The 24,135-nt window shown below is 67.8% G+C and carries 31 protein-coding genes; 12 read left to right on the forward strand and 19 right to left on the reverse strand.

The window, feature by feature from the left end; all coding sequences use genetic code 11:
* Nucleotides 1-2: 2 nt before the first annotated feature.
* Nucleotides 3-1,586 carry an ABC transporter substrate-binding protein gene (locus tag ACFVJ5_RS15810; RefSeq protein ID WP_379220739.1) on the reverse strand — a complete coding sequence of 528 codons (1,584 nt, stop codon included), beginning with the start codon at nt 1,584-1,586 and terminating at the stop codon, nt 3-5.
* 93 nt (nt 1,587-1,679) lie between these two features.
* Between ACFVJ5_RS15810 and ACFVJ5_RS15815 the strand changes: the two genes are divergently transcribed.
* Nucleotides 1,680-2,012, forward strand: a complete 333-nt coding sequence (locus tag ACFVJ5_RS15815; protein ID WP_378632642.1) for an ArsR/SmtB family transcription factor — start codon at nt 1,680-1,682, stop codon at nt 2,010-2,012.
* A gap of 105 nt (nt 2,013-2,117) precedes the next feature.
* Here ACFVJ5_RS15815 and ACFVJ5_RS15820 read toward each other — a convergent pair whose 3' ends face one another.
* The 4 genes from ACFVJ5_RS15820 to ACFVJ5_RS15835 form a co-directional block, all read right to left on the reverse strand.
* Complete coding sequence (locus ACFVJ5_RS15820) at nt 2,118-2,426, reverse strand: antibiotic biosynthesis monooxygenase family protein (RefSeq protein ID WP_379220741.1); 309 nt, start codon at nt 2,424-2,426, stop codon at nt 2,118-2,120.
* A 17-nt stretch (nt 2,427-2,443) separates the two neighbouring features.
* Entirely contained in the window at nt 2,444-2,890 is a 447-nt protein-coding gene (locus ACFVJ5_RS15825) for a hypothetical protein (protein ID WP_379220743.1), read from the reverse strand.
* A gap of 73 nt (nt 2,891-2,963) precedes the next feature.
* A complete protein-coding gene (locus tag ACFVJ5_RS15830) occupies nt 2,964-3,386 on the reverse strand; it encodes a MarR family winged helix-turn-helix transcriptional regulator (RefSeq protein WP_379220745.1) in 423 nt (140 codons plus the stop codon).
* A 146-nt stretch (nt 3,387-3,532) separates the two neighbouring features.
* A complete protein-coding gene (locus tag ACFVJ5_RS15835) occupies nt 3,533-3,850 on the reverse strand; it encodes a hypothetical protein (RefSeq protein ID WP_101466068.1) in 318 nt (105 codons plus the stop codon).
* A 192-nt stretch (nt 3,851-4,042) separates the two neighbouring features.
* Between ACFVJ5_RS15835 and ACFVJ5_RS15840 the strand changes: the two genes are divergently transcribed.
* Nucleotides 4,043-4,897 (forward strand): Ig-like domain-containing protein, encoded by an 855-nt coding sequence (locus ACFVJ5_RS15840; protein WP_379220747.1) that lies wholly within the window; start codon nt 4,043-4,045, stop codon nt 4,895-4,897.
* Between the two features lie 25 nt (nt 4,898-4,922).
* Here ACFVJ5_RS15840 and rsgA read toward each other — a convergent pair whose 3' ends face one another.
* Both rsgA and aroA read right to left on the reverse strand, forming a co-directional pair.
* Nucleotides 4,923-5,804, reverse strand: a complete 882-nt coding sequence (rsgA, locus tag ACFVJ5_RS15845) for a ribosome small subunit-dependent GTPase A (protein ID WP_379220749.1) — start codon at nt 5,802-5,804, stop codon at nt 4,923-4,925.
* A 119-nt stretch (nt 5,805-5,923) separates the two neighbouring features.
* Nucleotides 5,924-7,216 carry a 3-phosphoshikimate 1-carboxyvinyltransferase gene (gene aroA, locus ACFVJ5_RS15850; protein WP_379220751.1) on the reverse strand — a complete coding sequence of 431 codons (1,293 nt, stop codon included), beginning with the start codon at nt 7,214-7,216 and terminating at the stop codon, nt 5,924-5,926.
* A gap of 111 nt (nt 7,217-7,327) precedes the next feature.
* Between aroA and ACFVJ5_RS15855 the strand changes: the two genes are divergently transcribed.
* The gene (locus ACFVJ5_RS15855; protein WP_379220753.1) at nt 7,328-8,113 is read left to right on the forward strand and encodes an SOS response-associated peptidase; all 786 of its coding nucleotides are present in this window, start codon (nt 7,328-7,330) and stop codon (nt 8,111-8,113) included.
* Nucleotides 8,114-8,139: 26 nt separating this feature from the next.
* Here ACFVJ5_RS15855 and ACFVJ5_RS15860 read toward each other — a convergent pair whose 3' ends face one another.
* Nucleotides 8,140-8,451 (reverse strand): hypothetical protein, encoded by a 312-nt coding sequence (locus ACFVJ5_RS15860; protein ID WP_379220754.1) that lies wholly within the window; start codon nt 8,449-8,451, stop codon nt 8,140-8,142.
* A gap of 87 nt (nt 8,452-8,538) precedes the next feature.
* A complete protein-coding gene (gene ybaK / locus ACFVJ5_RS15865) occupies nt 8,539-9,015 on the reverse strand; it encodes a Cys-tRNA(Pro) deacylase (protein WP_379220756.1) in 477 nt (158 codons plus the stop codon).
* Nucleotides 9,016-9,257: 242 nt separating this feature from the next.
* Between ybaK and ACFVJ5_RS15870 the strand changes: the two genes are divergently transcribed.
* Complete coding sequence (locus ACFVJ5_RS15870; RefSeq protein WP_174552018.1) at nt 9,258-9,893, forward strand: sigma-70 family RNA polymerase sigma factor; 636 nt, start codon at nt 9,258-9,260, stop codon at nt 9,891-9,893.
* Nucleotides 9,894-9,913: 20 nt separating this feature from the next.
* Nucleotides 9,914-10,171 (forward strand): mycothiol system anti-sigma-R factor, encoded by a 258-nt coding sequence (gene rsrA, locus ACFVJ5_RS15875; protein ID WP_378993575.1) that lies wholly within the window; start codon nt 9,914-9,916, stop codon nt 10,169-10,171.
* Nucleotides 10,172-10,243: 72 nt separating this feature from the next.
* On the opposite strand, the gene ACFVJ5_RS15880 is transcribed toward rsrA, so the two are convergent.
* Nucleotides 10,244-10,318 (reverse strand): 50S ribosomal protein bL37, encoded by a 75-nt coding sequence (locus tag ACFVJ5_RS15880; RefSeq protein WP_022597109.1) that lies wholly within the window; start codon nt 10,316-10,318, stop codon nt 10,244-10,246.
* 85 nt (nt 10,319-10,403) lie between these two features.
* On the opposite strand from ACFVJ5_RS15880, the gene ACFVJ5_RS15885 reads away from it, so the two are divergent.
* Complete coding sequence (locus ACFVJ5_RS15885; RefSeq protein ID WP_378632681.1) at nt 10,404-10,619, forward strand: biotin/lipoyl-binding carrier protein; 216 nt, start codon at nt 10,404-10,406, stop codon at nt 10,617-10,619.
* 31 nt (nt 10,620-10,650) lie between these two features.
* Complete coding sequence (locus tag ACFVJ5_RS15890; protein WP_379220759.1) at nt 10,651-12,165, forward strand: sensor histidine kinase; 1,515 nt, start codon at nt 10,651-10,653, stop codon at nt 12,163-12,165.
* 114 nt (nt 12,166-12,279) lie between these two features.
* Here the strand turns inward: ACFVJ5_RS15890 and ACFVJ5_RS15895 are convergent, their stop codons facing one another.
* Complete coding sequence (locus ACFVJ5_RS15895) at nt 12,280-12,534, reverse strand: WhiB family transcriptional regulator (RefSeq protein ID WP_022567051.1); 255 nt, start codon at nt 12,532-12,534, stop codon at nt 12,280-12,282.
* 251 nt (nt 12,535-12,785) lie between these two features.
* On the reverse strand, nt 12,786-13,730 hold the full coding sequence (locus tag ACFVJ5_RS15900; RefSeq protein WP_379220761.1) for a diacylglycerol/lipid kinase family protein: 945 nt from the start codon (nt 13,728-13,730) through the stop codon (nt 12,786-12,788).
* Nucleotides 13,731-13,876: 146 nt separating this feature from the next.
* On the opposite strand from ACFVJ5_RS15900, the gene ACFVJ5_RS15905 reads away from it, so the two are divergent.
* Nucleotides 13,877-14,275, forward strand: coding sequence for a hypothetical protein (locus ACFVJ5_RS15905; RefSeq protein WP_379221866.1), 399 nt, complete (start codon nt 13,877-13,879; stop codon nt 14,273-14,275).
* A gap of 1 nt (nt 14,276) precedes the next feature.
* Here ACFVJ5_RS15905 and ACFVJ5_RS15910 read toward each other — a convergent pair whose 3' ends face one another.
* The 5 genes from ACFVJ5_RS15910 to ACFVJ5_RS15930 are packed head-to-tail and all read right to left on the reverse strand — an operon-like array spanning nt 14,277 to nt 19,092.
* Nucleotides 14,277-14,954 (reverse strand): endonuclease V, encoded by a 678-nt coding sequence (locus tag ACFVJ5_RS15910; RefSeq protein ID WP_379220762.1) that lies wholly within the window; start codon nt 14,952-14,954, stop codon nt 14,277-14,279.
* A gap of 3 nt (nt 14,955-14,957) precedes the next feature.
* Nucleotides 14,958-15,443, reverse strand: coding sequence for a GNAT family N-acetyltransferase (locus tag ACFVJ5_RS15915; protein WP_379220764.1), 486 nt, complete (start codon nt 15,441-15,443; stop codon nt 14,958-14,960).
* A complete protein-coding gene (locus ACFVJ5_RS15920) occupies nt 15,440-16,057 on the reverse strand; it encodes an acid phosphatase (RefSeq protein WP_379220766.1) in 618 nt (205 codons plus the stop codon). The genes ACFVJ5_RS15915 and ACFVJ5_RS15920 overlap by 4 nt, the downstream gene beginning before the upstream one ends.
* Nucleotides 16,058-16,080: 23 nt before the next feature.
* Nucleotides 16,081-17,316: a hypothetical protein gene (locus tag ACFVJ5_RS15925; protein ID WP_379220768.1), complete on the reverse strand. Its 1,236-nt coding sequence runs from the start codon at nt 17,314-17,316 to the stop codon at nt 16,081-16,083.
* Nucleotides 17,317-17,340: 24 nt separating this feature from the next.
* Complete coding sequence (locus ACFVJ5_RS15930; protein ID WP_379220770.1) at nt 17,341-19,092, reverse strand: DEAD/DEAH box helicase; 1,752 nt, start codon at nt 19,090-19,092, stop codon at nt 17,341-17,343.
* 482 nt (nt 19,093-19,574) lie between these two features.
* Here ACFVJ5_RS15930 and ACFVJ5_RS15935 point away from each other — a divergent pair, with 482 nt between their 5' ends.
* A complete protein-coding gene (locus ACFVJ5_RS15935) occupies nt 19,575-20,627 on the forward strand; it encodes an alpha/beta fold hydrolase (RefSeq protein ID WP_379220772.1) in 1,053 nt (350 codons plus the stop codon).
* 28 nt (nt 20,628-20,655) lie between these two features.
* Nucleotides 20,656-21,345: a ferritin-like fold-containing protein gene (locus ACFVJ5_RS15940; RefSeq protein WP_379220774.1), complete on the forward strand. Its 690-nt coding sequence runs from the start codon at nt 20,656-20,658 to the stop codon at nt 21,343-21,345.
* Between the two features lie 16 nt (nt 21,346-21,361).
* On the opposite strand, the gene ACFVJ5_RS15945 is transcribed toward ACFVJ5_RS15940, so the two are convergent.
* Entirely contained in the window at nt 21,362-22,234 is an 873-nt protein-coding gene (locus ACFVJ5_RS15945; protein ID WP_379220776.1) for a helix-turn-helix transcriptional regulator, read from the reverse strand.
* Between the two features lie 100 nt (nt 22,235-22,334).
* Between ACFVJ5_RS15945 and ACFVJ5_RS15950 the strand changes: the two genes are divergently transcribed.
* Entirely contained in the window at nt 22,335-22,871 is a 537-nt protein-coding gene (locus tag ACFVJ5_RS15950; protein WP_379220777.1) for a YceI family protein, read from the forward strand.
* A 100-nt stretch (nt 22,872-22,971) separates the two neighbouring features.
* Complete coding sequence (locus tag ACFVJ5_RS15955) at nt 22,972-23,199, forward strand: DUF3107 domain-containing protein (protein WP_266292485.1); 228 nt, start codon at nt 22,972-22,974, stop codon at nt 23,197-23,199.
* A gap of 58 nt (nt 23,200-23,257) precedes the next feature.
* Here the strand turns inward: ACFVJ5_RS15955 and ACFVJ5_RS15960 are convergent, their stop codons facing one another.
* On the reverse strand, nt 23,258-23,941 hold the full coding sequence (locus ACFVJ5_RS15960) for a TetR/AcrR family transcriptional regulator (protein ID WP_379220779.1): 684 nt from the start codon (nt 23,939-23,941) through the stop codon (nt 23,258-23,260).
* Between the last annotated feature and the right edge of the window lie 194 nt (nt 23,942-24,135).

Consider the following 24,135-nt stretch of genomic DNA (forward strand, 5'->3'; position numbering starts at 1 on the left):
CATCAGCGGGTCCAGGTCCGCAGCGACCACCACGGTCCCCAGGTGACGCCGTGCGCGTGCGGTTCGAGAATCGGCCCCGACATCGTCCAGGAAGAATCCTTCACCACATAGGTGTGATCGAGATGCACCAGGAAGACGTGGCTCGGATCCTGGGCATACCGGCTCTGCACCTCCCGGTACGCGGCGGCGCGCACCGCGGGATCGACACTGCGCCTCGCGGTGTCGAGTCGCGCGTCGATCTCGGGGTCCGCGTGCCTGCTCGCATTGTCGTACGGGCTGCCCGCGCTAGGGTCGAGCGACGGCGAGTGCAGGGTGTTGTAGGCCTGGGTGTCGGGATCGTAGGGCTCGCTGCCGCCGCCGAGCAGGATCCCGGCCTGCGCGATGCGCGGCTCGATCCGATCCCAGGACAGCGCCGCGAGATCGACCTCGACGCCCACCCGCCGCGCATCGGAGACGAAAGCCAGCGCGAGGTCACGGCGCAACGTGTCGGTGGAGTTGTACATCACGGTGAATCGCGCGCGCACACCGTCTCTCGCGCGCACGCCGTCGGCGCCGGTCCGCCATCCCGCACCCTCGAGGATCTGCTCGGCTCGCGCGCGATCGAAGGCGAAAGAGACTGCCGGGTTGTGGGATTCGCCGTAGACCTCGGCGAAGGGCGTGTAGGCCGGTCGGCCGTAGCCGCCGAGGATGTTGTCGATCATCGCCTGGCGGTCCACCGCGTAGTTCAGTGCCAGCCGGACGGCCGGGTCGCCGGCGACCGGATCGCGCTCGGGCATCGACACCCCGCGCCAATCCGCGGAAGTGTTGGCCTGCACCGACATCCGCTGCTCGAATGTGGCGGCCAGCAGGGGCGGCAGCGACGTTCCGTCGAGTTCACCGCCCGCCATCCGCTGCGCGCGGGTGTTGTCGTCGGGCACGTAGAGCACCGTCAGCCGCTTGACCGAAGGCGCACCACCCCAATAACTGTCGTTCGCCCCGAACACCGCCCGCGTCGGCTCCAGCGCCGTGAGCCGATAGGGGCCGGTGCCGATCGGGGCGGTATTGAGCGGCGATTCGGTCGCGGGTCCCGGCGTGGCGACCGACTCCGACGGCACGATCCCGATCAGCAACTTGGTCGGGAACGCGGCGTAGGGATGACGCAGGGTGAAGCGCACCGACAGTGGATCGACAGCGTCGACCCGGTCGATCATCGAAAACGACGACCGCACCTCCGAGGCCGATGCCGGATCCAGAATCGCCCGGTAGGTCGCCACGACGTCGGCGGCGTCGAACGCCGACCCGTCACTGAACCGCACACCGGGGCGCAGCGGCGCCGTCCAGACCGTCGCGTCGGCGTCGGGCGTCGGCAACGCCGTTGCCAGGGCGGGCTCGAAACCGGGCATGCCGGTGCCGCCGGTGAGCCGCAGCAATCCGTCGTAGACCTTGGCCTCGCCGGCCGCGCCGTACCCGGCGACCGGGTTGTATCCGCCCAGCTCATACGCGTCGGCGAGCACGAGCGAGTCGGTGGACCCGCTGTCGGGCGCTCCGCACGATGTCAGCACGACCGCCAACGCGGCCCCTACAGCGAACAGCGGCCGAGTGCGCATCCATCATCCCTACATGTTTATCTGAACAGATGAACAGATAATAGTCGCGGACGGTGCCGTCCTGTCCACTCGGCGATTAAGCTGGGCACCGCCATGGGAGAGCCACGCACACTGCACGGGTCGCCGGTCGAACTCGGCCGTCGCGCGATCGGCGACGTCGAGATCAGGGAATGGGCGCAGCGCTTCGACCTGCTGTCGGACCCCGGTCGCCTGGAAATCCTGCTGTGTCTGCACCGCTCACCCGGCATCAGTGTCGGTGAACTGGCCGCCGCGGTCGGCCGCAACGAGAACGCGATCTCCCAGGCCCTGCGCGTGCTGCGGCACGAGGGGTGTGTCACCTCGAGCCGTGAAGGCCGATCGGTCACCAACCGGCTCACCGACCCGATCATCCACGAGATCCTCCACACCATCGGCGCCAAGCACTGACATCGAGAATCCACTCCTCGGAGGCGATGATGGCGACATGCCGAAGAACGCTCGGGCGGGCTCGCTGGCCGCGGCGGTGCTCGACGCGCTGTGAATGATTGTCGCTCAGCAGAACTCGGCGACCACCTCGTAGAGGGCGGGGTTGGCGCGCGCGACCTGACGCGCCTGGTCGACCGAGGCGACGACCGTCGGGTTGAGTCCGGCGGCCTCGCAAGCCTCGGCGCTGTCCCAGTGCGCGACGTTCACCAGCTGGAACCGCGAATCGGGCAGCAAGGCGCGGTGCAGGCGGACATCGCGGAAACCGGGAGCGGTGCGCATGTGGGCGGCCCGTTCGCGCCACTGCGCGACGAATCCCTCGATGTCGTCAGCGGAAACCTCGATCACATTGATGAAAGTGACACCCTGGTCGGTCATGTGGAGCTCCTGTTCGTTCACGCGGCGGATCCGGGACGGACGATCATGAGAACGACCACGGCCGTCCACAGCAGGTTGTAGATACCCGCGAGCATCGACAGCACCCGCAGTCGCTTGCCGTCGTCGGGCTTGTCGAGGGCTTCGCGCTGCATCGGAACGATCTGCACGGCGAGCAGCCCGCCGGCCACCGCGGTCGTCACCATCGCGGTGGTGATCCAGATTTCGTTCATCCGGCCCTGAATCGTGGCCAGCACGATGCCGATCACCGGCACGATGACGGCGAGTTTCGCGTAGTTCCCGGTGATCCGGTGCATGGCGGCGGCGACCGGCCTGCTGCGCACCGACTCCGGCTCGGGCGCGCCCGCGACCGGCGCGTACCGGGGAAAAAGACTGGTGGCGACCGCTGAGCCGCCGACGAAGACGATGCCCGCGAGCACATGCACGGACAACAAGACGTGTTCCAACTACCGACTCCCTCCGACCTTCAATGTGATTGAAGCCTAGCTCGAGTTTCAGTCACATTGAAGGTCGGATTCGTCACGCCCCGGGTCGAGGGGGAATCGCCCCGGCGAACGCGTCGACGATCGCCGCTCCGACCCGCCGCAGAATCGGATCCGACTCCGCCCCGAACAGCTGGGTGTCCACCCGCGCCACCGCTTTACGCGCCTCCGCGAGCAGCCCCGCACCCGCCTCCGTCAACTCGATCGCCGACGCCGACCCCGCCCGCGCCGTCCGATCCTGCACCAACCCCGCCCCCACCAGCCCCTTCACCGCGGCATGCACACTCTGCACGCTCGTTCCCGACATCCGCGCCAACTCGCTGAACGAGGCCCCCGGCACCCCATTGATATGCCCGAGCAACCCCAGCCGAGCCACCGTCAAATCCAGCGCCCCCAACTCCACCCCCAGCGCCGCTTCCACCCGCCGCGACATCGTGATCACCAAAATGCTCGGGCTCATAGCCGGCGGTCCAGGGCGCTCGTTCTCGGTGGTCACCCCTCCATTTTCCCGCACGACACCCCAATAGTCGTGTTCCGGGAGCCGTATCCACCCCGCGCCCGCGAAATAGCCCCGGGCCCAGCGAGTTCGCTGGGTGTCTCGCCGGCCTAGGCCGGTAGGGCGGGGAGGGTTCTCGTGTGGGTGATCTCGGGGGTGACGGTGATGATGTCGCAGGCGGCGACGATGCGGTGGGGGAGGTCGGAGCCGAGGTGGGTGAGGCTGGGGGTGACGATCGCGGCGGCTTCGGTGGTGGTGACCACGTCGAGCAGGCGGCCGATCGGATCGGCGGTGCGGTCACTGAAGACGACCGTCTTGGTGAAGCGGTAGCCCAGACGCTCGGCTAGGGAACGGATCTGCGTTTCGTCCCAGGACTGGGCGACACCCGAGATGTCGCGGCGCAGGTAACCGATCGCCGGTGGCTTCATGGGGATGACGGTACCGGCGGACAGTGTCGTGGTTGTGAACGCGAGCGAACGCGAGTCGAATTCGAAATCTGAACGAGATCTATTTCGGATTTGGATCCGCCGGGGACCATGGCGTGATCTACTGCTCGCCACTCGGGCGAATCAGCGCCTCGACGACGTCGAGGGCGTCCGGCACGTAGTTGGAGACACATGATGGTGGACAGAAGAGTGCAGCGCGCGGCCGTTTTCGCCGCCGCGGCGGGGTTGGCGATGACGGCATTTCCCGGCTCGGCCGTAGCCGCTCCGGGAGCGATCACCTGGGACGACGGCAACAGCCACTTCACCAGGACGGTATCGAACACCAACCCGGTGGTCGGCGACACGGTCACCGTGACCACGAAGTTCGAACGCACCGGCATTCCGGTGGAATACATCTACTCGATCAAGGACCTGCACCCGGCGTGCCTGACGCCGGTCGCGGGCTCGGCGAAGATGTCGGGTGACGCCGTCTCGATCGATACGTCGTCCTCGGACTGGATCCGCGCCGAGTTCGGCATCACCAAATACCCGGTGTATCCGAATATCTCGCCGAAATCGCAGACCTTCGAGATCCAGTACAAGGTCGGCGTGAACTGCGCCCGCGACACCCCGCTGCCGACCTCGATGCACTATGGTGGCTCGCTCGGCGACGGCATCTACCAGGCCAAGGGACCGGCCATCACAGTGTCGGGCGACGCCGTGTCCAGCACCGCCATCACCGCGGTGTCGGGTGCGCAGGTCGGCAAGGCCGTCACGCTGGAAGCGAGTGTGACCCCGGCCGCGGCGGGCGGCACGATCCAGTTCAAGGCGGGCGACAACGTGCTCGGCGACATCCCGGTCGGCGCGAACGGCAAGGCGAGCATCGTCTGGACGCCGGGCGCCCCGGGAACCTACAGCATCGGCGCGGCCTTCTCCGGCCGCAGCGGAGTGGCGAGTTCGTCGAGCACCGCGTCGGTGACCGTGGCCGAGGTTCCGACCGACGGTGGCGGCGGTGGCGGCGGCGTCGACACGGGGTCGTTCAGCTTCTGAGCTTCACCCGGCACGGAATCGGTTGCTACCAAGCGTCATTGGCGATCAGGGCGGTCAGCAGCGTGCGAATCGCGGCGACCCGCCGTTCCGTGCCGGGCAGCTGATCGAGCGCGCATTCCGGATCGGCGGGCGGGCCGAGATGGGTACAGCCGCGCGGACAGTCCTCGATGGCGCCGGCGAGGTCGGTGAACGAGGCGATCACATCGTCGGGCGTGATGTGGGCAAGGCCGAACGAACGCACGCCGGGAGTGTCGATCACCCAGCCGCCTTCGGGTAGCGGGAGCGCCACCGACTGGGTGGAGGTGTGCTTGCCCTTGCCGACACCGGACACCTCGCCCACCGCCCGATAGGCATCGGGCACAAGACGATTCACCATCGTCGACTTACCGACGCCGGAGTGTCCGATCAGCGCGGTGAGCCGGTCGTTCAAGATTTCCAGCACCGGCTCCATCGGATCGTCGATGCCCGCGTAGAGGATCTTCAGATCGAGACCGTCGAAGGCGGAAGCGAATTCGGATTCCGAGACCAGGTCGCGTTTGGTGAGCACCAGAATCGGTTCCAGCCCCCCGGCGTACGCGGCCACCATCGCCCGCTCGACGAAACCGGTGCGCGGCGGCGGATCGGCCAGCGCGACCACGATGAACAACTGCTGGGCATTGGCCACGACGATGCGCTCGAACGGATCGGTGTCGTCGGCGGTGCGGCGCAGCACGGTGCTGCGCTCGCTCACCCGCACGATTCTGGCCAGGCTGTCGGGCCTGCCGGTGAGGTCGCCGACCACGTCGACCTGATCGCCCACGACGATCGGGGTCCGGCCCAGTTCGCGGGCGCGCATGGCGACGATGCGCCGGTCGGCGTCGTTGTCGAGCACGCATCCCCAGCGGCCGCGGTCGACGGCCACCACCATGGCGGCCTCGGCGTCGGCGTGCTGCGGACGGGTCTTGGTGCGGGGACGTGACGACGCCTTACCCGGGCGTACCCGGACGTCGGATTCGTCGTAGCTGGCTGAGGATCGCCCCTGGCGGCTCAGCGCGCCACTCCGTCACTGGATAACGCGGGAGCCAGCATCTGCTCCCACAGCGCGACGAAGGTCGGCAGGGTCTTGGCGGTGGTGCCGATGTCCTCGATCTCCACGCCCGGCACGCGCAGGCCGAGAATCGCACCGGCGGTGGCCATTCGGTGATCGGCGTAGGAGTGCCACCGGCCGCCGTGCAGCGGGGTCGGCACGATCTCGAGGCCGTCCTCGGTCTCGGTGACATTGCCGCCGAGTCGATTGATCTCGGCGGAAAGCGCTGCGAGACGGTCTGTTTCGTGTCCGCGCAGATGGGCGATGCCGCGCAGTCGCGAGGGGGAGTCGGCCAGTGCGGCCAGCGCCGCGACGGTGGGGGTGAGTTCGCCGACGTCGTGCAGGTCGATGTCGATACCCGCCAGGCGTTCCGGGCCGTGCACGGTGAGGATGCCGTCGAAGATGCGGGCCTCGGCGCCCATCCGGACGAGGATCTCGCGGATCACGTCACCGGGCTGGGTGGTGCCGCGCGGCCACATCGGGATGCTCACCTCGCCGCCGGTCACCGCGGCCGCCGCCAGGAACGGGGTGGCGTTGGACAGGTCGGGCTCGATGTCCCAGTCGACCGCGCGGATCGGGCCGGGCGCCACGGTCCAGGTCTGGGCGTTGCCGGAATCGGCGGGGGTCTGCACGGCCACGTCGGCGCGACGCAGCATTTCGATGGTCATCTCGATGTGCGGCATCGACGGCAGGGCCTTGCCGTCGTGGTGGACGGTGATGCCCTCGTCGAAGCGGGCAGCCGAGAGCAGCAGGCCCGAGACGAACTGCGAGGAACCCGAGGCGTCGATGGTGACGGTGCCGCCGCGCAGCGCGCCGGTGCCGTGCACGACGAACGGCAGCGCGTCACCGTCGACATCGAGACCGAGCTTGCGCAGGGCGTCGAGAATGGTGGACAGCGGGCGCAACTTCGCCTGCTCGTCGCCGAAGAACGCGACATCGCCGGTGGCGAGTGCGGCGGCGGGCGGCAGGAATCGCATGATGGTGCCCGCGAGCCCGCAGTCGACAGCGGCACTGCGCAGGGGCGCCGGGGTGATCTCGAGGATCTCGGCGTCGCCGGTGATCTCGGTGCCGAGGGCGCGCAGGGCACCGATCATCAGATCGGTGTCGCGGCTGCGCAGGGCACCGGTGAGCGTGGACGGCCCATCGGCCAGTGCGGCCAGGATGAGCGCGCGGTTGGTGATGGACTTCGATCCGGGCAGGGTCACGGTCGCGTGGACGGGGACCTCGATATGGGGCGCAGGCCAGAAACTCACGTCCCCATCTTCGCTTATGTGCGGTTCGGACGCACCGGTGGTGCGCTTTTCGGCGTGGGGTGGCGTCGTCGGCGGGGCCTGATGTCGGTCCCCGCGCGTATCTTGACCTTTATGTGTGGACGATATGCGACGACCACGAATCCGGGCCGGTTGGCGGCCGAACTGGACGCTGTCGACGAGACGGGGCTCGACGAGCCGGACGCCGCCGTGAGCTACAACGTCGCGCCGACCACCCAGGTGCTCACCGTCGTGGAGCGCCACGCGCACGGCGAACCCGACGACGACCCGCGACTGCGGATCCGGCGGATGCGCTGGGGCCTGATCCCGCACTGGACCAAGGCGGCCGAACCCGGCGTGCCCGCCAAGGGGAAACCGCTGTTCAACGCGCGCGCCGACAAGGCGACCACCGCGCCCTCGTTCCGCGATTCGGCCAAGCACAAGCGCTGCCTGGTGCCGATGGACGGCTGGTACGAATGGCTGGTCGAGCCGTCACCGACCGGCAAGGGCAAGGCGGTGAAGCGACCCTTCTACATGTCGCACAGCGACGGTTCCCTGCTCTATATGGCCGGGCTCTGGTCGGTCTGGCGTGATCGCGGCCTGCCCGATGCCGAGCCGCTCATGTCGTGCACGATCCTGACCACCGACGCGAGCGGCGAGCTGGCCGACATCCACGACCGGATGCCGTTGCCGATGCCGCGCGAACACTGGGACGCCTGGCTCGACCCGGATCACCCGGCGCCCGCCGATCTGCTGCGACCGCCCTCGCAGGCGGAGCTGGCGAGGATCGTGGCGCGCCCGGTCTCCACCCTGGTGAACAACGTGCGCAACAACGGCCCGGAACTGCTGGTGCCGGACGGGACCTGTGACGACAAGGCCGGGCAGACCACATTGCTGTGATCGTGCCCGGCCTCGGGCAGCAGATCTCAGAGCGAGCAGGGCACCGAATCGGTGGCGATGTTCAGCCCGCACTTGATGATCCCGGTGATCAGATCGATCACCTCGGTGGCGACCCCACCGCCGAGCTTCTCCGACTTCTCGGCCCTCTTGTCGGTCTCCGGGTCGGTCTTCGGCGAACTCTTCGGCGTGGTGCCCTGGCCGTTGAGCGGATAGTCGCCGGGTTCGGCCTGCGACGGCGGAACCACCTGCGGAACCGCGGTGGCGGGGGCCAGAGCAGCGGCGCCGAAAGTGATCACCAGGGCACCGGACAGGGCGGCGATCGTCGAACGAGCGGACATTTTCGCATCACATCCTCGGGTCGAATCGGTCGTACCGGGCGCAGAATGCGTCGAATTTATTCGGAACGAGGCGCCGACCGGATTGCCTCAGCTGGTGATCGGGGCGGTGACGGCCGCGCAGGCGCGCACCAGATCCGCGGGCGCCAACTCGATTTCGAGACCACGCTTGCCCGCGCTGCACAGCACCCGATCCCAGTCGAGCGCGGAGGCGTCGACAACAGTGGGCAACTTCTTGCGCTGACCCAGCGGTGAAACCCCGCCCAGCACATAGCCGGTGGTGCGCTCGGCCTTGGTCTTGTCGGCCATGCTCGCCTTCGGCGCGCCGAGCGCGGCGGCCGCCGCCTTCAACGACAACCGCGCGGGCACCGGCAGAACGGCCACCGCGAGCGCACCGGATGAGAGTTCGATCACCAGCGTCTTGAAGATCCGCGCGGCGCGCACTCCCAGTGCGTCGCCGAGTGCGTCGACCGCCTCGTCGCCGTAGGAGTCGGCGCGCGGATCGTGGGAATAGGAATGCACCGTATGCGCGATACCGCTGAGGGCTTTGATCGCGGGAGTCGACATAAGCGGTCACCTTAACCGCGACCACGCCCGGTCCGGCAACCACATTTCCGCCGGTGTGGGAACACGAATGCGGGGGTGCATGTTGCACACAAGTGACAAGCCAACGCGGCCCGAGACGACGTGAAGGAGAGATAGTGACACTGCTGCTCGAGGAGCGTCCTGTCCTGCCACGGGGTGCGCGATTGCCTATCGATTCCGTCGTGCCGGTAGATTCGGCTACTACGGCGATCGAAGGGATTGGTGTGACGAGCGACGACGACGTGGTGTCCGACGGTGCGTCCGGCACGGAAGTCGACGAAGCCGAGCTGGCGGCCCGGTTCGAGCGCGACGCGCTCCCGATGATCGACCAGCTCTACGGCGCCGCCCTGCGGATGACCAGGAACCCGGCCGACGCCGAGGACCTGGTGCAGGAGACGTTCGTGAAGGCGTTCCAGGGGTTCAAGTCCTTCCGGGAGGGCACCAATCTGCGTGCCTGGCTGTACCGGATCCTGACCAACACCTACATCAACTCCTACCGCAAGAAGCAGCGTCAGCCCGCCCAGTACCCGACCGACGAGATCACCGACTGGCAGCTGGCGGCCACCGCCGAGCACTCCTCGGTGGGTCTGCGCTCGGCCGAGGTGGAGGCGCTCGACGCCCTGCCCGACGATCAGATCAAGTCCGCGCTCCAGCAGCTGCCGGAGGAATTCCGGATGGCGGTGTACTACGCCGATGTCGAAGGCTTCCCGTACAAGGAAATCGCCGACATCATGGGCACCCCCATCGGTACCGTGATGTCTCGGCTGCACCGTGGACGCAAGCAGCTCAAGGGCCTGCTCGCCGATGTGGCGCGCGAACGTGGATTCGACCGTGGGGAACGCCAGGAGGTAGTCAAGTGAGTGACGATCCCGATCTCGACATGGACTGCACCGCGGTCCTCGCGGATGTGTGGCTCATGCTCGACAACGAGTGCGATCAGGCCACTCGGCAGCGCTTGCAGGAGCACATGGATCACTGCAGCCCGTGCATCGAGGCCTATGGCATCGAGGAGAAGATCAAGGGTCTGCTCAGCCGCAAGTGCGGTGGCGAGCACGCTCCCGAAGGTCTGCGCGACCGGCTGAAGCTGGAGATCCACCGGACGATCTCGGTCACCAGGATCGAGACCACCGAAGGCTGATCACCCCCGAATACGGAAACAGCACGCTCTCATCGAGAGCGTGCTGTTGTCGTCTGTGCGCAGCGGCACGACTCAAGCGTTAGGACGCTTGCCGTGGTTCGCGGCGTTGCCCTTGCGGCTGCGCTTCTTACGTCCACGCTTACCCATGGGAGCTCCCTTCTATGTCTGGTCGAGAGCCATTGTTTCACGTGTGGTTGGCTGTAGCTTCGGCGGATACTAACGAAGGGGTGCCATGCCTGAAGAAGTGCGCGCGGAGATGGTCTCGACCGTGCTCGCTGTCGAGGTCACCGTGGGCGAACACGTCCGGGTCGACCAGACACTGGTGCTGCTCGAATCGATGAAGATGGAGATCCCGGTGCTCACCGAGGTCGAGGGCGACATCACTTCGGTCGACGTCAGCCCGGGCCAGGTTCTCCAGGCGGGCGACCTCATCGCCACCATCGCGTAAGTCACCCGAGCAACGAAGCGGTAGATCCAGCGTGGCAACACTGAGCGAGCTCCTGGCCGAACACACCGACCTTCCCGGCATCGCCGTGGACCATCTGCAACGGGTGGTGGGCGATTGGCAGTTGCTCGCCGACCTCTCGTTCTCCGATCTGCTGCTGTGGGTGGGCGCGGGCCCGGTCGTCGACGGCTCCGATGTGGTGTGTGTGGCCCAGATCCGGCCGACGACCGCGCCGACCGTGCATCTCGACGACAAGGTCGACACCACTGCCTCGCGCACCGACTTCCCGCAGGTCTTCGATGCCCTGCTCAGCGGACACACGGTGCGCACCGACACCGAGGTCGAGGTGAGCGGGGTCTATCACCCGAGCCCGGTGCACGCGGTGCGTGAAGCGATTCCGGTGCGCTGCGGCGACGATGTGATCGCCGTGCTCAGCCGAGATTCCGACCTGGCGCGCTCGCGGGTCCGCAGCACTCTCGAAACGGCCTATGTGTCGTGCGCCGACGATCTGTGCCAGATGATCGCCGACGGCAGCTTCCCGACACCCGAGGATCGGGCGGCCACGCATTCCAGTCCGCGCGCGGGTGACGGTTTCATCCGCCTCGATACCGAGGGCATCGTCGTCTACGCGAGCCCGAACGCGCTCTCGGCCTATCACCGGATGGGGATGCAGGCCGATCTCGTCGGCCAGGATCTCGCGGTGACCACCCGTTCCCTGATCACCGATCCGTTCGACGCCCAGGAAGTGGTGGCCGATATCCAGGCCGCGCTCGCCGGGCGAACCGGGCGCCGGATGGAGGTCGAGGCGCGCGGGGCGACGGTGCTGTTGCGCACCCTGGTGCTGCGTCCGGGTGGGGAACTGGCCGGGCCCGCGGTGCTGGTGCGCGATGTCACCGAGGTGAAGCGGCGCGATCGCGCGCTGCTGAGCAAGGACGCCACGATCCGTGAGATCCACCACCGGGTGAAGAACAATCTGCAGACCGTGGCAGCGCTGCTGCGCTTGCAGGCCCGCCGCACCGAGAACCCGGAAGCCCAAGTGGCACTCACGGAATCGGTGCGCCGGGTCACCTCCATCGCCTCGGTGCACGAGATGCTGTCGATGTCGGTGGACGAGGAAGTCGACCTCGACGAGGTGATCGACCGGCTGCTGCCGATCATGGCGGATGTGGCGACGGTGCACACCGCGCGGATCAAGGTGCGCCGCGCCGGTTCGCTCGGGGTGTTCTCCGCCGAGCGGGCGACGCCGCTGGTGATGGTCCTGACGGAACTGGTGCAGAACGCGATCGAGCACGCCTTCGACGCGGGGGAGAACGGTACCGTGACGATTCGCTCGGAACGTTCGGCGCGCTGGCTCGACGTGATCATCTCCGACGACGGCCGCGGCCTGCCGTCAGGGTTCAGTCTGGAAGGTTCCGACCGGTTGGGATTGCAGATCGTGCGCACCCTGGTGACATCGGAACTGGGCGGCTCGATCGGTCTGCACCCCGGTGCCGATGTGGGTACCGACGCAGTGTTGCGGGTTCCGCTCGGACGTCGTTCCGGGCGCTGAGACTACGAAAAGTGCAGGTGGGCAACAATAAACCCGGCACCGTGAAGGTGCCGGGTTCTCACACATGCGTTACCGGACCGGGGCTGATGGCCCGGCAACGCCAGGTCCGTCGACTTAGACGGAGGTACGCGTACGGGTGCGCGCGTTGCGCCGCTTGAGCGCGCGACGTTCGTCTTCGCTCATTCCACCCCACACGCCGGCATCCTGTCCGGACTTGAGGGCCCATGACAGGCAATCGGCCGTGACGGGGCAGCGGGCGCAGACCAGCTTGGCATCGGCAATCTGCGCGAGCGCAGGACCACTGTTACCCACCGGGAAGAACAGTTCGGGGTCCTCATCGCGACAGATGGCCTTGTGGCGCCAGTCCATTCCTCTGCTCCTTTGCGAGGGCGCCACAAAGGGCGCCTGTAGTTAGTGGATCGTTCACTTGTGCGACTCGAATGTTTCCGCACGGTTGCTTGTGAATGCTTTCACGATCACCGTAGATGTCAATAGGTCTCCGGCGCACCGTGGGGGAGATCACGCTCTGGGCCCCCACAAGGGGAACCTGCCCGGTCCTTTGTACTCGCGTCTCCGGGTTTTCGCAGCGCAACCAGGAGATTTTTCTTGACGGTCGAGTGTCAGGACGGCTTGGGGGCCACCACATCCAGCACGCTGGGGACAGATGTGAAATGCACCATCTTGCGTTTTCCGATGAAGTCGCCATCGATTTGCAGGCCGATCTCCGTGCCCGTCTCGATTCGCACGGACGGCACATCATCGGCACGGAAAAGCATGGGCGACTTGGGGTTTCCATTCTCGGCCAGCAACTGCCGCGCAAGCAACAGGGTTCGGGTCACACTCATCGACTTGACCGCGAACAGACCGAGACCCGATTCGAAGGTGGTGGTGGGATTCGTGCGAATCGGACGGTCCTCGAGATAGGTCCACGGACTCGAATTCGTGACGAAGGCGTAATAGACCTCCTCGAGTGGATCCCTTCCCGTGACCTCGACGGTGACAGTCGGATCCTGACGCCGGGCCCGGAAGAACTGCCGCACCGTGGTGCGCAGGTAGCGCGCGGGCGTCGCCTTGCGACCTTTGGCGCGCGCGGCGTCGATCGACTCGCACACATCGGCGTCGAGGCCGACGCCCGCGCTGAAGGTGAACCATCGGTCGTCGGCGAGGCCGAGCCCGATCCGGCGGTCGGCATCGCGCGCCAGCAGATCGATGAGCTGGTTGGTTGCTGTCACCGGATCGGGGGAGATGCCGAGCGCGCGGGCGAAGACGTTCGCCGAGCCGCCCGGGATGATCCCGAGACGTGGCCGCCACACCTGGTCGTCGCCGACCTGGGGCACCGGCAGGAAGCCGTTGATGGTCTCGTTGACCGTCCCATCGCCACCGTGCACGACGATCAGGTCCATTTCCTGCGTCGATGCCCACTGGGCCAGTTCGGCCGCGTGGCCGCGATGCTGGGTGTGCGCAACGGTCAGCTGCGTTCGGCTTTCCAAGGCGTGAGCGAGCAGATCCCGGGTGGCCGGGGTCGTCGAGGTGGCATTGGGATTGACAATGAGCAGCGTCCGCACAGTGCCGAGGGTAGTGCGCGCGGGCGAACACCCGGCGCGCGCCGGGCGCCACGACGCGTCGTCGTAGGCTGGGGCACGTGGCAGAGCAGGACGTGACAGACGGTGACCAGCGCGAGGGCGGCGGCCAGGTGTCGACCGGTATCCCGATGACGGTGCGGGTGGCCGGTGGGCTGGTTTCGCTGGAGGGGCTGGCGGGGGTGGTGACCGCGATCGTGCTGATCGTGCGGGCGCTGACCGGACACGATCAGTCCGCGGCCAGCGGGGTCGGCACCGCGATCTGGTTCGGGGTGCTGTTCGGCGGGGTCCTCGCCGCGGGCCTCGGGCTGCTGCGCGGCAAACGCTGGGGCCGGGCCATCGCGGTCATCGCGAACGTGTTGCTGCTGCCGGTGGCCTGGTCGTTGCTGACCGACTCGCATCAGCCGCTGTGGGGAAGTGTGCTCGGGCTCGTGGCGGTCGCCGGATTGGCCGCGCTGTTCGCCCCTGCCACGAGTCGATTCATGGCTCAGGACTACGGCGAGATCCCCGAGGACGACGAGCGTCCGTAGGTCAGGCCGTGGCCGCACGCAGTGCCTCGCGGCACAGGTGGTCGGCCCGGCGGGTGGTCTCCGGTTGCCGGAAACCCTGTGTGAGGGCCAGTACCCGGTCGCAGGCGGTGTCGAGGTCGATGCGGTGGCCGACCGAGACGAACAGTGGCTTGACGTCGTCGCGGGTGCGCAGTGCCCGCCCGACGACCTCGCCGTCGATGGTCACTTCGCTGGCGTCACCGCGGCGCGGTCCCGGCGCGCGGTATTCGCCCCACACCGATTTGGCGACACCGATGGTCGGAATTCCGGTGAGCAATCCGACGTGACACGCCAATCCGAAACGCCGCGGATGCGCCACACCCTGTGCGTCGCACACGAGGAGATCCGGTGTGACAGTGAGCTTTTCCAATGCGGCAACCGTCGCGGGCAGTTCCCGGAACGCGAGTAGTCCCGGCACATAAGGGAATTCCGAAATACCGTGTGCGACTGCTGATTCCACCGTTTCCATGGTGGCGATGTCGATAATTACCGCGGCCGTCGCGACGGTGCCGTCGTCGGCATACGCCGAATCAATTCCGGCCGCTGTCGAAAATCGCGGCGGCGCGGGGTTTTCGGTGGATACCGAAGGGCGGAGTTCGTCCTGGAGGGCGATCGCCTCGTCGGGCGTTCGTGGCCAATCGTGGGGCAACGCGATGCGCACGGTTCAGCTCGCGGTGGCGGCCAGCGCCGACAGTTCGGCACCGGCGAGTCGATAGCCGATCCACTCGTCTTGCGGTGCGGCGCCGAGGGATCGGTAGAACTCGATCGAGGGCGTGTTCCAGGTGAGCACCGACCACGACACCCTGCTGTAGCCGTGTTCGACCGCTTCGGCGGCCAGCGCCGCGACCAAGGCGCGGCCGAGCCCCGTACCGCGGGTCTCGGGTCGCACGTACAGGTCCTCCAGGTAGATGCCGTGCACGCCGTCCCAGGTGGAGTAGTTCAGGAACCAGATCGCGCAGCCGACCACGTCGCCGTCGTTCTCGGCGACGTGCGCGAAGAGCGCGGGGGTCGGCCCGAACAGCGCGGACCGCAACTGCTCCGGGGTGAGCGTGCACTCGGCGGGCGCCTTCTCGTACTCGGCCAGATCGTGGACGAGCCCGACCATCGCGGTCACGTCGGCGGGGGTGGCGCGGCGGACGAGTGCGCTCATCGGTGGACTCCTTCGATCGGCTCGGTGCGGGTCGTCAGATTGTGGCCCCAGATGGAGCGGGCGTCGTGGTCGAAACCGAGCACGCTCACCGCACCGGTCGACATCGCGAACCGGCGGCCCTCGCGCACCGCGAACTCCGCCCAGCGCGCGATCAGCACCCGCGAGAAGTGCCCGTGACCGACCAGGACCACATCGCGCCGCGGCAGCTCCGGCTCCACCCGGGCGAGCACCCGATCGGCCCTGGCGCCCACCTGCTCGGCCGTCTCCCCGCCGGGGACGGGTGCGGTCCACACCGTCCAACCGGGGACCGTCTCGCGGATCCGCGCGGTCGTGATGCCCTCGTACTCGCCGTAGTTCCACTCGACCAGATCGTCGTCGACCTCGATCGGCGACAGGCCTGCCAGTTCGGCGGTGTGCCTGGCCCGCAGTCGCGAACTGGTGAAGCAGAGCGGATCGCGCAGGTCGAGGGATTTCAGCACCAGCCCGGCCGCGACGGCCTGGGCTTCGCCCAGCTCGGTCAGCGGCAAGTCGGTGAAGCTGGTGTGCTTGCGCTGACTCGACCACTCGGTTTCGCCGTGGCGCAGCAGGACCAGGCGGGCATCGGGTGTGGACATGGGTCCATCATGGCAGTGCGGGTTCAGCCGAGCGCGTAGAGCTGTCCGCCGCGTCGTTCGAAGACCGTGTTGCCCAGGACGGCGGTGGAGATGGTGTCGCCGCGGTAGTCGGTGCGCGCGACCGGGATCTGGGCGACGGTCGCGCCGTTGCCGCTGTCCACCGCGAGCTGCCCGTCGGGAACCGGGACCAGCAGCCTGCCCGCCATCAGGGCGGGGGTGCCGAGCGCGTCGCGCACCGTCCAGACCGGCTGTAATGAGCTGGAGCTCAAGGCGATCAGGCTGTTGCCGGTGAAGACATAGATGGCCGAGCCGAGGCGGGTCACCGTGGTGCGCTCGTCCCACGGGGCGGCGAGCTGGTGGGTCGCGATCTCGTTGCCGGTGCCGTCGTGCACGGCGATCCTGGCCGGCAGCCCGAGGCCGGTGGCGGTCGCGGCCGTCGGCGGATAGTAGACCGCGATCTTGTTGTCCGACACCGCGATCACCCGCATCTCAGGCGCGTCGGCGCCCGGTGCGGTGAGCGCCCGCGAGCCGTATTCCTCGGGGGCGGTCGATTCCTTCGGCGCCGGATTGAGCACGGTCAGCCGGTCGGTCGCGTCACCCGGGCAGCGCTCGAGCACGGCAAGACGCGAGGAACTCGACGCGGCCGACCGCAGCGCACATCCGCTGCGCGGCTGCGTATTCGGATTCACCGGGGCATCCACGTAGCCGTACTCGAGGGTGCGCACCAGATCCGAACGCCACATCTCCAGCCGGTTCGCGCCGAGCGCCAGCAGGTAGGTGCCGTCGCCGCTGACCCGGATCTCGTCGTCCATGTAGCTGCTGCGCGCGACCCGGCGCTGACCGGTATCGGCCTCGAGCATCACGGACTGGCTGCACCCACGCTGATCGCGATAGGTGGCGATCACGGTCCCGAACTGCGACTCGACCCCGCACAGCGGCATATCCCGGCGATACCACCACAGCTGGTTACCGGTCACCGGATCGCGCCCACTCACGGTGCCGTGGTCGCCGGTCACCACGACATTGCCCGACGTGAGCGCCCGCCTGCTCGACTCGTCGGCGGCATGCCACTGCTCGCGCAAGGTGGTGGGCAGCTGGGTGGCCGCGGTCACGGTGGGCGCGGGCGAGGCCGCCGTCACCGAATCCGTGCCGGTGGCATCGGCACGCGCCCAGACGACGAAAGCCGCCACCACGAGGGTGACGGCGATCGCGATTGCTACGAAGATGTCGGCGCGCGTCCGCCGTTCGGGTGCGAGCACGACAGCGACACTAGCCGATCGGTCTTACTGGACGGAGCCTGCCGTCGCGTGCACGGCGGACTCGGTGGTCGCGGCTTCGGTGTCGCCACCTGCACCGGTACCGGCGGGCTTGCGGCGGCGCCTGCGACGGGCGGGCTTGGCCGTGTCGTCGCCCTCGTTGTCGACCGGAGCCGAATCGGCGACGTCGTCGGAAGCCGCGCTCGACTCCGCGGTTGCCGCATCGGTCGACTCGGTCCCCGCGTCGCCTGCCTCGGCGGGCTTGCGGCGGCGGCGCCTGCGGCGAGCGGGCTTGTCGCCCTCGGCCGCTTCGTCGGCGTTGTCGGCCGACTCGGTGGTCGTGGTCGACTCGGTGCCCTCGGCGTCGGCCTTGCCGCCACGGGTGCGGCGACGGCTGCGGGAGGACTTGGGGCGCTCGGTGCGCTCCTCGACTACGGCGTCTTCGTCACGGGCGGGCGCGGCCTTGCGGATCACGCCCGTGATGCCCTCGGGGATGCCGAGGTCGCTGTAGAGGTGGGGGGAGCGCGAGTAGGTCTCGGCGGGGTCGGCCATGTTCAGGCCGAGTGCCTTGTTGATCGACTCCCAGCGGTGCAGCTCGTCCCAGTCGATGAGGGTGATCGCGACACCGGTGCGGCCCGCGCGGCCGGTGCGGCCGATCCGGTGCACGTAGGTCTTCTCGTCCTCGGGGCACTGGTAGTTGATGACGTGGGTGACGTCGTCGATGTCGATACCGCGCGCGGCGACATCGGTGGCGACGAGCACGTCGATGGTGCCCTTGCGGAACTTGGTCAGCGCCTTCTCGCGGGCGATCTGACCGAGGTCGCCGTGCACGGCGCCGACATTGAAACCACGCTCGGCGAGATCGTCGGCCACCTTCTGCGCGGTGCGCTTGGTGCGGGTGAAGATCATCGTCGCGCCGCGGGACTCCGCCTGCAGCACGCGCGCGACCAGTTCGGCCTTGTCCATCGCGTGGGCCCGGTAGACGAACTGCGCGGTGCGATCGTGCACCGCGGAGTCGTTGGCGAGCTCGGCGCGGATGTGCGTGGGCCTGGTCAGGAAGGTGCGGGCGAGGGTGATGATCGGGCCGGGCATGGTGGCCGAGAACAGCATCGTCTGACGCTTGTCGGGCACCATCGACAGGATGCGCTCGATATCGGGCAGGAAGCCCAGGTCGAGCATCTCGTCGGCCTCGTCGAGGACGAGCACGCCGATCTTGCCGAGGATCAGGTGATTCTGGTTCGCCAGATCCAGCAGGCGACCCGGGGTGCCGACGACCACGTCGACGCCGTCGCGCAGTGCGGCGATCTGGGTGTCGTAGGGGCGGCCACCGTAGATGGCGGCGACCTTCAGCGAACCCTGGTGGTTGGTCAGGAACTTGCTCGCGTTCTCCAGGTCCTTGGTGACCTGGATGCACAGCTCACGCGTCGGCACGATGACCAGCGCGCGCGGGGTGCCGTCGAGCGGGGTGGTGCCGGTGTCGGCGGTGGCGATGCGGTGCAGCAGCGGCACGCCGAAACCGAAGGTCTTGCCCATGCCGGTGCGGGCCTGGCCGATGAGATCCTCGCCGGCCAGTGCCAGCGGCAGGGTCAGTTCCTGAATCGCGAAGGTGCGTTCGATCCCGATCTCACCGAGTGCGCGCACGATTTCTTCGCGCACGCCCAATTCGGCGAAACTCGGCGGGATGTGGGTGTTGTCCAGTTCGGCCGTCAGGAGTGTGTCGGCCAAACCGGGTTCCTGTTCGACGGTGATCTTGCTCAGTGTTCGTGCCTTCCTCGTCATTGCATCTCGCACGCACGAGGTGGGGCGGGCCGGTCGGCCCGCGACGACCACATACCCGCCTGTGATATTCACCGGGCCGGCGCCGGATAACCATCGCCGACCAGGCGTTATGCGTGGTCGTCGAGACGGTGTCATCGGCGCGGCGCTGCGGTGATGCGGATTCGTTGCGCGCACATTTTCTTCGACATTGCTGTCTGGGCAACGCCGCTGTCCGCCCGCGCTGTGCGCCGGTGGAGTGCCACGCCGCGGAGTATGTCCGGGCGTCGAAACTAGCGTTGTCCACGGAGATTGTAGCGTGATATTCTGCGGAATCCGAATTTCGACGTGGTTTGAATGCCGTGCGAATACGGGCTCGCCACGGGTTTACCTCGGGACGAGTGGTGTGTCGCAGCGCAATTCATCGGCGCCGGATTTCGCGCGTGTCCGCAGGTGTAATCGAGCTCACTGGTACCGGCGGTACCGTGTGTGAGACATTTCTAGTCGTGAGTTTCACCGACACCGTCACCACTGCCGCGCGCAACGCGTGGGCGCTGAGCTTCGGCGCAGGCATCGAGCCCGTCGACCCGGTGCCCTCGACCGTGCTGTGGGACGAGCCGCACCGTCTGCTGCGTCGCTACGATACTGAATTCCATTCTGCCGCAAGCGATTCCGCGGTGCTGCTGGTGCCGCCACTGGCCGCGCCCGCCACCTGCTTCGACCTGCGCCGCGACCAGAGCCTGGCCCGGTACCTGGTGGAGACCGGCCGCGCGCCCTACCTGGTCGACTACGGCGACATCTCCTTCGCCGATCGCCGGATGGGCTTCGAGGACTGGGTCCTCGACATCCTGCCCGAGGCGATCCTGCGCGTGAGCGCCGATCGCGGCGGTGCCCCGGTCGATCTGATCGGCTGGTCCGTCGGGGGCATGTTCTCGCTGCTCACCGCGGCCGCGAACCCGGAATTGCCGATCCGCTCGGTCACCGGGGTCGGCCCGCCGCTCGACTACGACAAGATGCTCGGTATTCCGCAGCTGCGTGCCGTCGCCGGCCTCACCGGCGGCTGGGGCGCCACCACGGCGGTCCGGGCCGCGGGCGGCATTCCGGCACCGCTGACCAAACTGGCCTATCGGCTCGCCGCCTACGACCGTGAACTGGCGCGTCCGAGATTCATCGCGAGCAATATCGCGAACACCGGGACCTTGGCCAAGATGGAATCCATCGACCGTTTCCAGGCTGCCATGCCCGGCTACCCCGGCCGTTTCTACAACCAGTTGTGGGGCCGGATGATGCTGGCCAACGACATCGGCAACGGCAGGCTCGAACTGCGCGACCGGACCATCGAACTCGCCGACGTGCGCGTGCCCGTTCTGCTGATCGGCGGCAAGTCCGACGTGATCACCCCCCACGCCGCTGTCGAGGCCGGTTTGCGCACGCTGACGGGCTCGCCTTCGGTCACCTACGAGCTCGTTCCGGGCAGTCACCTCGGCATTCTCACCGGACCGGAGGCTCGCGAAACCACGTGGGCGCACCTGGACAAATTCCTGGCCGAACGCGACTGAGTACCGATCGGGACTATTGTTGACAGTCATGGGAGCCCAGACCTCTGCCGCGCCGGAATTCTTCTCGACCGAGCCGCTCGCCGCGGACCACGCGGGGGTGACGGAGCTGTTCGCGGTCCTCGCCTACGGCGAGCTGTCCGCGTTCTATCGGCTCGCCGAAGAGGCTAAGCAGGCGCCGTCGCTACGCGGCCGGATCGGCGTCGCCAAGATGGCCGCCGCCGAGCTCGCGCATTTCGAGACCCTGGAAGCGGCGCTCACCGAGCGCGGCGCCGACGCCGAAGCCGCGATGGCGCAGTACCAGGGCGCGCTGGACTCCTACCACGCCTCCACGGACCCGTCGACGTGGCTCGAGTCGATGGTGAAGTTCTACGTCGCCGACGGCCTGGCCGCCGACTTCTACACCGAGATCGCGGGCGCGCTGCCCGCCGAGGTCTCCGATGTGGTGCGCGATGTCCTCGCCGAGACCGGTCACTCGCAGTTCGTGGTCGACGAGGTCCGCGGCGCGGTGGCGGCCAGCCGCTCCGAGCGCGACCGCCTCACCCTGTGGGGGCGCAGGCTGCTCGGTGAGGCGATCACGCAGGCGCAGTTCGTGATGGCCCAGCGCGACGAGCTGGCCGAACTGGTCCTCGCCGCCACCGGCGATCTCAACGGCATCGCGACCCTGTTCGACCGCATGCAGCAGCGGCACGCGGCCCGCATGGCGGAACTGGGCCTGTAGCCGGGGCGATCGGTCGTCAGCCACCGATCGCGTGGTGTTGGACCAGGCGCAATTCCGGTGCGCGGGATACGGTTTCGCGTGGTAGCCAGATCACGACCTGTTGATCGTTGTCGGCGGCCAGCGTCTGCACCGTGTAGGTGATGGTGCCTCGGGTGGGGTGTTCGAAGCCGAGCAGGGTGGGCAGATCCTCCGCGAGACGGTGGGGTTGCCAGCGGCGGGCGAACTCGGGTTCCTCGCACAGGTCGGCGATGAGTTCGGCGACGCGTTCGTCATCGGGGCGACGCAGGCGCGTTCTGGCGAGCTGGTCGGCGAGTTGGTCGGCGAACTGGGCCCAGTCGGTGACCGTGGCGCGGGCGAGCGGATGGCGGAACGTCCACAGGGCCAGGTTGACCAGGTCGGGATTGTCGAGCAGGCCGAGCGGGGCGGCCAGTTCCGACCACGCGTTGTTCCAGGCGAGCACGGTGGCACGGGGTCCGAGAGCGAACGCCGGGGTGGGGTCGAGCGAGTCGAGCACGCCGCGCAGGGCCGCGGGCACCTGATCGAGGGCGGGATCGAAAGCGGTACTCGGGCACCGGGCGTCGCTGCTGGTGGTCAGGGCCAGCCAGGCGAAATGGCCCCGCTCGGTGTCGTTGAACCGCAGGGCGGTGGCGAGCGCGTCGACGACTGCCATCGACGGGTTGGTGTCGCGGCCCTGTTCGAGCCGGGCCAGATAGTCGGCGCTGACGCCGGCCAGCACCGCGACCTCTTCACGGCGGAGACCAGGGGTGCGACGCCTGCCGCCGCCGGGCAGGCCCACGTCGGCCGGATTCAGCTCGGCTCGACGGGCGACGAGAAGTTCCGCGAATGCCGAACGAGCGCCCGGATGATCTGCCATATCTGCGCCTACCATGTCTCGATGGTGCCCGGTCATGGCATTTTCAGCCACGCCCTGCCAGGACCAGGATAACCGCGGTCTGGTTAACGGACCGTAGTCCGGTCAGGGTGGGTACATGACTTCCTCGACACAGACCCAGCAGTTGAAGACCGGATCCTGGGCCCTCGACGCCGCCCACTCCTCGGTCGCGTTCACCATTCGCCACCTCGGGATCGCCAAGGTGCGCGGCGGCTTCACCCGCTTCCAGACCGAGTTCGTCGTCGACGAAACGGGCGCGGCCACTCTCGGCGCCACCATCGAACTCGATTCCTTCGACACCAGCAACGCCGACCGCGACGCCCACATCCGCCAGGCCGACTTCCTCGACGTCGCCAACCGCCCGACCCTGAGCTTCCGTTCCACCCAGCCGGTTCGGGTCGCCGAGACCTTCACCGTCACCGGCGAGGCCACCCTCGGCGCGATCACCCAGCCGCTGACCCTCGACGTCGAATGGGGCGGCGTCGCCGACTTCCCCGACGGCACCCGCCACGCCGGCTTCTCCGCCACCGGCGCCATCAAGCGCACCGACTTCGGGGTCGGCGTCGCCATGCCGGGCATGCTGTCGGACACCGTGAAGATCGAATTGGAGATCCAACTGATCGAGCCGGCCTGACCCCGTTCGCTGACAGCGCACCAGGTGTGGGAGCGGTGGTGTTCGGGCTGCACTAGCCTGGGACCTGACAACACAGGACTCTTACGTTCGGAGGTTGGCCGTGGAGGTCAAGATCGGTATTTCGGATAGCCCGCGAGAGCTCGTCATCAACAGTGCGCAGAGCCCTGACGAGATCGAGGCGCTGGTGTCCGATGCGCTGAGCGGCTCCGCCGGCGTCGTGTCGCTCACCGACGAGAAGGGCCGCAAGTTCCTGATCCAGGCCGCGAAGGTCGCCTACGTGGAAATCGGTTCCCCGGCCACCGGCCGCGTGGGGTTCGCCACCGTCTGAGCCGCGAACACGAAAATGCCCCGTCATCTTCGAAGATGACGGGGCATTTGTCGTTAGTTCAGAGTTCCTGCGAATACGCACGCTGGGCTGCGGTCAGTGGCACGTGCTTGAGGCCGCCCCACGCCAGCGAGACCGTGGTGTCGACCGCTTCGTCCTTGGGGACCGGGCGATCGGCTTCGAGCCAGTAGCGCGCCGAGAACTGGCTCGCGCCGACGAGGCCGACGGCGAGAATGCGGGCGCGGTAGGGATCGAGACCCGAGTCGTGGGCGACCAGATCGAACACCGCGTCGACACATGCCTCGGTGGCCTGCTCGACCCGGCGCTGCACCTGCGGTTCGCTGGTGAGGTCGGATTCGAAGACCAGGCGGAAGCCCTGCATCTCGTTGTCGACGAAATCGAAGTACGCGGCGACCGCGGCCCGCACGCGCTGCTTGTTGTCGGTGGTGGAGCGCAGCGCCTGACGCACGCTCGACACCAGAATGTCGACGTAGTTCTGCAGCACCGCCAGGTACAGCTCCAGCTTGCTGGCGAAGTGCTGATACAGCACCGGCTTGCTGACCCCGGCCACCTGGGAGATCTCGTCCATGCCCGCCGCGTGGTAGCCGCGCTGGACGAAGACCTCGCTGGCGGCGAGCAGCAACTGCTGACGGCGCTCGTCACGAGGCAGGCGGGTACCGCGCTTGGCCGGGACCGTCTCCGGCACCGATCGGCGCGAGGGCATGCGGTCCACGAGGTCAGTCATCTCGGCTCTCTATAGATAGTCGATTCCCCCGGCCGGAGGTGTGCGGTCCGGGTATCCCAAAGACGATACTCGCACGGTGTTCACCCTGCGTCTCGCCCTGGAAATGTAGTACCAGTCCGCGGAGTTCGCCGGGCCGTAACCGGGCGATCTCCTCCGGCCGCCCGCACGGCGGATTTGCCTACTGTGAGAATCTG

Source organism: Nocardia sp. NPDC127606 (genome assembly GCF_042671725.1).
Taxonomy (GTDB): domain Bacteria; phylum Actinomycetota; class Actinomycetes; order Mycobacteriales; family Mycobacteriaceae; genus Nocardia.

Coding starts and splice junctions, on each gene's coding strand:
- ACFVJ5_RS15810 (WP_379220739.1), bottom strand. CDS start 1,586: ATGCGCACTCGGCCGCTGTTCGCTGTAGGGGCCGCGTTGGCGGTCGTG.
- ACFVJ5_RS15815 (WP_378632642.1), top strand. CDS start 1,680: ATGGGAGAGCCACGCACACTGCACGGGTCGCCGGTCGAACTCGGCCGT.
- ACFVJ5_RS15820 (WP_379220741.1), bottom strand. CDS start 2,426: ATGACCGACCAGGGTGTCACTTTCATCAATGTGATCGAGGTTTCCGCT.
- ACFVJ5_RS15830 (WP_379220745.1), bottom strand. CDS start 3,386: ATGAGCCCGAGCATTTTGGTGATCACGATGTCGCGGCGGGTGGAAGCG.
- ACFVJ5_RS15835 (WP_101466068.1), bottom strand. CDS start 3,850: ATGAAGCCACCGGCGATCGGTTACCTGCGCCGCGACATCTCGGGTGTC.
- ACFVJ5_RS15840 (WP_379220747.1), top strand. CDS start 4,043: ATGGTGGACAGAAGAGTGCAGCGCGCGGCCGTTTTCGCCGCCGCGGCG.
- rsgA (WP_379220749.1), bottom strand. CDS start 5,804: ATGGTGGTGGCCGTCGACCGCGGCCGCTGGGGATGCGTGCTCGACAAC.
- ACFVJ5_RS15855 (WP_379220753.1), top strand. CDS start 7,328: ATGTGTGGACGATATGCGACGACCACGAATCCGGGCCGGTTGGCGGCC.
- ACFVJ5_RS15860 (WP_379220754.1), bottom strand. CDS start 8,451: ATGTCCGCTCGTTCGACGATCGCCGCCCTGTCCGGTGCCCTGGTGATC.
- ybaK (WP_379220756.1), bottom strand. CDS start 9,015: ATGTCGACTCCCGCGATCAAAGCCCTCAGCGGTATCGCGCATACGGTG.
- rsrA (WP_378993575.1), top strand. CDS start 9,914: ATGGACTGCACCGCGGTCCTCGCGGATGTGTGGCTCATGCTCGACAAC.
- ACFVJ5_RS15885 (WP_378632681.1), top strand. CDS start 10,404: ATGCCTGAAGAAGTGCGCGCGGAGATGGTCTCGACCGTGCTCGCTGTC.
- ACFVJ5_RS15895 (WP_022567051.1), bottom strand. CDS start 12,534: ATGGACTGGCGCCACAAGGCCATCTGTCGCGATGAGGACCCCGAACTG.
- ACFVJ5_RS15905 (WP_379221866.1), top strand. CDS start 13,877: ATGACGGTGCGGGTGGCCGGTGGGCTGGTTTCGCTGGAGGGGCTGGCG.
- ACFVJ5_RS15915 (WP_379220764.1), bottom strand. CDS start 15,443: ATGAGCGCACTCGTCCGCCGCGCCACCCCCGCCGACGTGACCGCGATG.
- ACFVJ5_RS15920 (WP_379220766.1), bottom strand. CDS start 16,057: ATGTCCACACCCGATGCCCGCCTGGTCCTGCTGCGCCACGGCGAAACC.
- ACFVJ5_RS15930 (WP_379220770.1), bottom strand. CDS start 19,092: ATGACGAGGAAGGCACGAACACTGAGCAAGATCACCGTCGAACAGGAA.
- ACFVJ5_RS15940 (WP_379220774.1), top strand. CDS start 20,656: ATGGGAGCCCAGACCTCTGCCGCGCCGGAATTCTTCTCGACCGAGCCG.
- ACFVJ5_RS15945 (WP_379220776.1), bottom strand. CDS start 22,234: ATGGTAGGCGCAGATATGGCAGATCATCCGGGCGCTCGTTCGGCATTC.
- ACFVJ5_RS15950 (WP_379220777.1), top strand. CDS start 22,335: ATGACTTCCTCGACACAGACCCAGCAGTTGAAGACCGGATCCTGGGCC.
- ACFVJ5_RS15960 (WP_379220779.1), bottom strand. CDS start 23,941: ATGACTGACCTCGTGGACCGCATGCCCTCGCGCCGATCGGTGCCGGAG.